Here is a 6,280-nt window from a genome sequence, read left to right on the forward strand (position 1 = left end):
GTGCCGGGGCCGCAATAATTGCCGAAGACGAAAGGCGAAGGCCGCGCCATGGCGTAGCGGATCGGTTTGGGCAGTTCGGCCTCCGGGACCTTCGTCCACGGATTGGCGCAAGCGGAAACGAAAAGCAGCGGCAGGATGGCAAGAACGGCTCGCATGTCTATCCGCGCCAGCTTTCTGAAAGGTTCCCCACCCGGCGACCTGCCCGTGGCCGGCGACCGCACGCCTGATGCCACACTGGCCGGTTTTGTGGCAAGGAAAAGGCGGCACGGCCAAAGCGTATCGCGTTTGATCGGATTCATGCGATGCGCTTTAGCGTCTTAGTTTATGCATGTCGTTCGCCCAAAACCGAGATCAGTTTTGGGCGACATGCCTCAGACGAACAGGTTCCGCTCCCGCTCCACCATCTTGGTGATGAAGCTGGCGACGATCTGGACGCGGCGCAGTGGCCTGACCGATTCGTGATAGACCAGCCAGTAGGCGCGGCGGATGGGTGCCACGACATCGACCGGCACGAGTTCCGGCATCGAGCGGGCGACGAAGGTGTGCAGGATGCCGATGCCGGCGCCCGAGCGCACTGCTTCGGCCTGGCCGAGCGCCGAGGAGATGGCGAAACTGGTGCGCCAGTCCGCGCTGAATTCGGCCGCGTAGTCGAGCGAAGGGCTGACAATGAGATCCGGCACATAGCCGATAAGGGTGTGCTGGCCGAGTTCGGCCGCTGTTTTGGGCAGACCATTGGCATCGACATAAGCGCGCGAGGCAAACAGGCCGAGCGAATAGTCGACCAGCTTTCCCGCCACCAGCCGGCCTTCGGTCGGCCGCTCGACAGTGATGGCGATGTCCGCCTCGCGGCGCGACAGGGAGAAGGAGCGCGGCACCGGCACAAGCTGGATCGTCAGTTCGCGGTGCAGGGCGGTCAGCGCGCCAAGGCGTTTGGCCAGGAAGGCAACGCCAAAACCGTCCGGGGCGCCGATGCGCACCGTGCCGGAAACATCGTCGCCTTCGCCTGATATGGTCGAGCGCGCGGCGATCATGTCGCCCTCCATGCGCTCGGCAATGTCGAGGAAGCGCTCGCCGGCGGGAGTCAGCTCGCTGCCGGTGGTCAGCCGGCGAAACAGCTTTGTCCGAAGCGCATCCTCGAGTGCGGCGATGCGGCGTGAGACGGTGGCGTGGTTGAGCTCCAGCCGTTTGGCGGCGCCAAGGATCTGGCCGGCACGCGCCACGGCAAGGAAGATGCGGACGTCATCCCAGTTCATGGGGATGGTCCAGATGACAATCGCTGACGCCGCGTCCTGTGGTGGAAACTCAATCTCTCAATCCCTGCTGCTATCAGACGGGGTCTCGCATTTGCGAGAATTGATGCTCGTCCGTCAACCGCTATCTACTTTCCGCACAACGGTTGCGTTCTCCGTCGCGTTGCCATCCGCCGGCCAAAGGCGGACAATGCAGCATCACAAACAAGGGAGAGAAATCATGATCGACTATGGTCATTTCATCGGCGGCAAGCACGTCGCCGGGACCAGCGGCCGCAAGCAGGATGTCATGCAGCCGATGGACGGCTCCGTGCGCGGCACGGTGGCGCTGGCATCACAGGCGGAACTGCGCGCTGCGGTGGAGAACGCCAAGGCTGCGCAGCCGAAATGGGCCGCAACCAACCCGCAGCGTCGCGTGCGCGTGCTGATGAAGTTTCTCGAACTGGTCGCCCGCGACTATGACGAACTGGCCGACATCCTGGCGCGCGAGCACGGCAAGACGATCGCCGACGCCAAGGGCGACATCCAGCGCGGCCTCGAAGTGGTCGAAGTCTGCATCGGCGCGCCACACATGATGAAGGGTGAATTCACCGACGGCGCCGGCCCCGGCATCGACGTCTATTCGATGCGCCAGCCGCTCGGCGTCGTCGCCGGCATCACGCCGTTCAACTTCCCGGCAATGATCCCGCTGTGGAAGATCGCGCCGGCCATCGCCTGCGGCAACGCCTTCATCCTGAAGCCTTCGGAGCGCGATCCGGGCGTGCCGATGCGCATCGCCGAACTGTTCCTCGAAGCTGGCCTGCCGGGGGGCATCCTCAATGTCGTCAATGGCGACAAGGACGTGGTCGACGCCATCCTCGACGATCCCGACATCAAGGCCATCGGCTTTGTCGGCTCGACGCCGATCGCCCACTACATCTATTCGCGCGGCACGGCCGCCGGCAAGCGCGTGCAGTGCTTCGGCGGCGCCAAGAACCACATGATCATCATGCCCGATGCCGACATGGACCAGACGGTCGACGCGCTGATCGGCGCCGGCTACGGCTCGGCCGGCGAACGCTGCATGGCGATCTCGGTTGCCGTCCCGGTCGGCAACGACACCGCCAACCGGCTGATGGAAAAGCTGATCCCGCGCGTCGAAAGCCTGAAGGTCGGTCCTTCGACCGACTCTTCCGCCGATTTCGGCCCGCTGGTGACGCGCCAAGCCCTGGAGCGGGTCAAGGGCTATGTCGACACCGGCGTCAAGGAAGGCGCCAAGCTGGTCGTCGACGGCCGCGGCTTCTCCATGCAGGGCTATGAAGACGGCTACTATATGGGCGGCTGCCTGTTCGACAACGTCACCGCGGACATGCGCATCTACAAGGAAGAGATCTTTGGGCCGGTGCTGTCGGTTGTGCGCGCGCCGACCTATGAGAGCGCGATCAAGCTCGCCAACGACCACGAGATGGGCAATGGCGTCGCCATCTTCACTCGTGACGGCGATGCCGCGCGCGATTTCGCAAGCCGTGTCCAGGTCGGCATGGTCGGCATCAATGTGCCGATCCCGGTGCCGATCGCCTACTACACCTTCGGCGGTTGGAAGGCGTCTTCCTTCGGCGACCTCAACCAGCACGGCCCGGACGCGTTCCGTTTCTACACCAAGACCAAGACGGTGACCTCGCGCTGGCCGTCCGGGATCAAGGACGGTGCCGAATTCGTCATCCCGACGATGAACTGACCGGACAACAGATTGATTTTGAATTTGAGGCCCGGGCGCTCGCGCCCGGGCTTTTTTGCAGTCCGGCGACGACCCTATCTGCGTGAACGCTAATGTGATGGAACCAAGTGGGCATCTGCCGTCTTGGTTTGCAGTCCTGCCGCAAGGAGGTACGGCAGATCAAGCAACGGCGCTGGCGACAGCTTCGGGGACATCGTCTGGCGCAAGGAGGTGTCAGATGACCCGTCTTGTGGCAACGCTATTTTTCGCGGCGGTTTCCGCGTTTGCCGCCGTCCCGGCGATGGCGGAGCAATGCGCAGCCCGTGCGGATATGATCAAAGCGCTCGGGGAAAAATTCCACGAAAGCGAGGCTGCGCGCGGCCTGGTCAACCCGAGCGTCATTCTTGAGATATTCGTCTCCGACCAGGGCACCTGGACGATCCTTGCCACCGACACGCATGGTCAGAGCTGCGTCATCACGGCGGGCGAAGGCTGGGACGGTTCGTTGATGGCGGCGGCTGCCTTGCCAGGGACGTGATCCGAGCTTCGAGGAAGCACCGGCGACGAAAGCGCATCGGATTAAAAGACGCTCAGCGCGTCGCCGCCGTTTCGGCGTGGCCGCGCAGCAGCGCCATCAGGCGTTTGGCATCCTTGGCCGCGGCCTCCTCGTCGCCGGCAAGGATCGAGCGGATCAGCGCGACATGGTGCTCGGCGGATTCGGCAAGACCGGTCTCGGCCTTGTAGCGGAACCAGAAGCGGCGGCTGTGGGTCTGCAACGGGGCGGCCAAACGGGCGGCGAAGGGATTGTCGGCAGCCAGTGCCAACGCTTCGTCAAGTGCCTTGTCGGCCTGAATGAAGGCAAGCACGTTGCCCGAGATCACCGCTTTCTGCATGGCAAGCGCTGCTTCGTGAAACAGGTCGGCGGCCTCGCGGGTGACGAAGCGGGCGGCCGAGCGGGCCAGCACCACCTCGACGCCGCGACGCGCGTCGAGCACGCGCAGCCAGTCGCCGGGATGCAGCGGGGCGATGGCGATGCCTGCGCGCGGCCTGATGTCGAGCAGCCCTTCCCAGGCCAGCCGCTGGATCGCCTCGCGCACCGGTGTCCTGCCAAGCCCGAGCCTGTCGATCAGGGCGCCCTCGGTGACGAAGCTTGCCGGGGCCAGTTCGAGCGTGACGATCATGTGCTCGAGCACATGGTAGGCCCTGGTCGCGGCCGGCTCCGCCGAGGTGCTTGCTGCCGTGGATATCAAATGCGCTCTCCTGATATATCTTGAATATATCATAACGGATTCCGCATTGACAGCGGGTTTGTTAATAGATATACCAGTGATATATCAGATGGAGAGATGATCATGTGGACCGGAGTTTTTCCTGCCGTCACGACCAAATTCACCGCGGATGATCGCCTCGATCATGCCGAGATGGAGCGCTGCTTCAACCTGCAGATGGAAGCTGGCTGCGACGGCATCATCGTTTGCGGATCGCTCGGCGAGGGGCCGATGCTGTCGCCCGATGAGAAGATCGAGGTGCTGAAGACCGCACAAAAGGTCGCCGGCAAGAAGCCGGTGCTGCTGACGGTCAACGAGGCCGGCACACGCGAGGCCGCCAGCATCGCCAAGCGCGCGAGCCGGGAAGGCGCCAACGGCCTGATGGTCGTGCCGAGCCCGATCTACCACACCAATGCGGAAGAGACGGTCGCGGCGCTGCGCGCGGTCGCGCAGGCTGGCGACCTGCCGGTCATGATCTACTCCAACCGGCTTGCCTACCGCGTCGACGTCAGCGTCGACCAGATGGAGGAGCTGGCGTCGGACGAGCGCTTTGTCGCGATCAAGGAATCCTCCGACGACATCCGTCGTTCGACCGAGATCATCAATCGCCTGGGCACTCGCTACGACCTGTTCACCGGCGTCGACAATCTGGCCTTCGAGGCGCTGTCGGTCGGCGCCATCGGTTGGGTGGCCGGACTGGTCACCGCGTTCCCGCGCGAGACGGTCGCCATCTACCAGCTGATGAAGCAGGGTCGCCGCGAAGAGGCGCTCGGCATCTACCGCTGGTTCCGGCCGCTGCTCGATCTCGACGTCTCGACCTATCTGGTCCAAAACATCAAGCTTGCCGAAGTGTTCGCGATCAACACAAATGACCGCGTTCGCATGCCGCGACAGCCGCTGTCTGGCGATCGCCGCAAGTCCGTCGAGAAGATCGTCAAGGATGCGCTCGCGGTGCGGCCGACACTGCCGCAGTTCTGAGGCTTCTTCTTCCTGTTCGCAGGGAGAAGATGGTGGCAGCCAGATAAGGGGCAGCGCCCACGTGCAAGGAAATTCCAAGTCGACAGAAGCGGGGCGCAGCCCCTCATCCGCCCTTCGGGCGCCTTCTCCCCGTGAACGGGGAGAAGGGTTGGACATAGCCATCGTCGGTGGCGGCATCATCGGTATCTGTGCCGCTGCTTCTCTCGCTGAGGCGGGACGCAGGGTCACCGTCTTCGATCGCACAGGCATTTGCGAGGTGACGAGCTCGGGCAATGCCGCCGCCTTCGCCTTCTCCGACGTGCTGCCGCTGGCGCACAAGGGCATGATGCGGCAGCTGCCGAAATGGCTGGCCGATCCGCTCGGCCCGCTCAGCATCCCGCCCGCCTACCTGCCGACGCTTCTGCCCTGGCTGATCCGCTTCTGGCGCGCCGGTGCGCCGGGGAAATACGAGGCGAGCCTTGCCGCTCAAGCAGGCATGATGAAGCTTGCCGAGGCGGAGTGGATGGGCTTGCTCGATCGCTCCGGCACGCGGTCGATGCTGCGCGAGGATGGCTCGCTCGAGCTTTACGAAAGCGAAGCCGAATTTCAGGCCGGGCTGCCCGGCTGGGCGGCGCGTAAGCGTTTCGGCATCGGTTTCCGCCACGTCGAGGGCGAGGAACTGGCCGCCTTGCAGCCGGGCCTGTCGCCGCGCTTCATCAAAGGCACGTTCGTGCCGGGATGGAAGACGGTCGCCGACCCGAAACTGCTGGGCAAAGCGGTGTGGACCTATGCGCAGGCCAAGGGCGCTCGCTTTGAGCTGGTCCGGATCAGCCAAGTCGCGGCGGATCAGGATGGAGCGACGCTGACGTTGGCAGACGGCACGACCAGAGAGGCCCGGCACCTCGTCGTCGCCGCCGGCGCCTGGTCGCATCTGCTGGCTAAGCAACTCGGCGATCGCATTCCGCTGGAGACCGAGCGCGGCTACAACACCACCTTGCCCACGAGTGCCTTCGACGTGAAGCGGATGCTGATCTTCTCCGGCCATGGTTTCGTCGTCACGCCGCTCGAAACGGGTCTGCGCGTCGGCGGCGCCGTCGAACTCCTGTCTC

6 protein-coding genes are annotated in these 6,280 nt (G+C 64.2%); 4 read left to right on the forward strand and 2 right to left on the reverse strand.

Features of this window, described 5'->3' with window-relative positions; genetic code table 11:
* Positions 1–371: 371 nt before the first annotated feature.
* On the reverse strand, positions 372–1,253 hold the full coding sequence (locus EN969_RS12755; RefSeq protein ID WP_013529085.1) for a LysR family transcriptional regulator: 882 nt from the start codon (positions 1,251–1,253) through the stop codon (positions 372–374).
* Positions 1,254–1,470: 217 nt separating this feature from the next.
* Between EN969_RS12755 and EN969_RS12760 the strand changes: the two genes are divergently transcribed.
* Together EN969_RS12760 and EN969_RS12765 are read left to right on the forward strand one after the other, a co-directional pair.
* Positions 1,471–2,967, forward strand: a complete 1,497-nt coding sequence (locus EN969_RS12760) for a CoA-acylating methylmalonate-semialdehyde dehydrogenase (RefSeq protein ID WP_127224145.1) — start codon at positions 1,471–1,473, stop codon at positions 2,965–2,967.
* Between the two features lie 217 nt (positions 2,968–3,184).
* Entirely contained in the window at positions 3,185–3,484 is a 300-nt protein-coding gene (locus EN969_RS12765; RefSeq protein ID WP_024502890.1) for a hypothetical protein, read from the forward strand.
* A 52-nt stretch (positions 3,485–3,536) separates the two neighbouring features.
* Here EN969_RS12765 and EN969_RS12770 read toward each other — a convergent pair whose 3' ends face one another.
* Positions 3,537–4,229, reverse strand: coding sequence for a GntR family transcriptional regulator (locus EN969_RS12770; protein ID WP_050596296.1), 693 nt, complete (start codon positions 4,227–4,229; stop codon positions 3,537–3,539).
* 69 nt (positions 4,230–4,298) lie between these two features.
* Here EN969_RS12770 and EN969_RS12775 point away from each other — a divergent pair, with 69 nt between their 5' ends.
* Both EN969_RS12775 and EN969_RS12780 read left to right on the forward strand, forming a co-directional pair.
* Positions 4,299–5,192: a dihydrodipicolinate synthase family protein gene (locus EN969_RS12775; RefSeq protein WP_024502892.1), complete on the forward strand. Its 894-nt coding sequence runs from the start codon at positions 4,299–4,301 to the stop codon at positions 5,190–5,192.
* 61 nt (positions 5,193–5,253) lie between these two features.
* The coding region (locus EN969_RS12780; RefSeq protein WP_164758239.1) for an FAD-dependent oxidoreductase at positions 5,254–6,280 on the forward strand (1,027 nt) is incomplete at its 3' end.

It is taken from the genome of Mesorhizobium sp. M7A.F.Ca.CA.003.01.2.1 (assembly GCF_003998945.1).
In the GTDB taxonomy this organism is placed as follows: Bacteria; Pseudomonadota; Alphaproteobacteria; order Rhizobiales; family Rhizobiaceae; genus Mesorhizobium; species Mesorhizobium ciceri.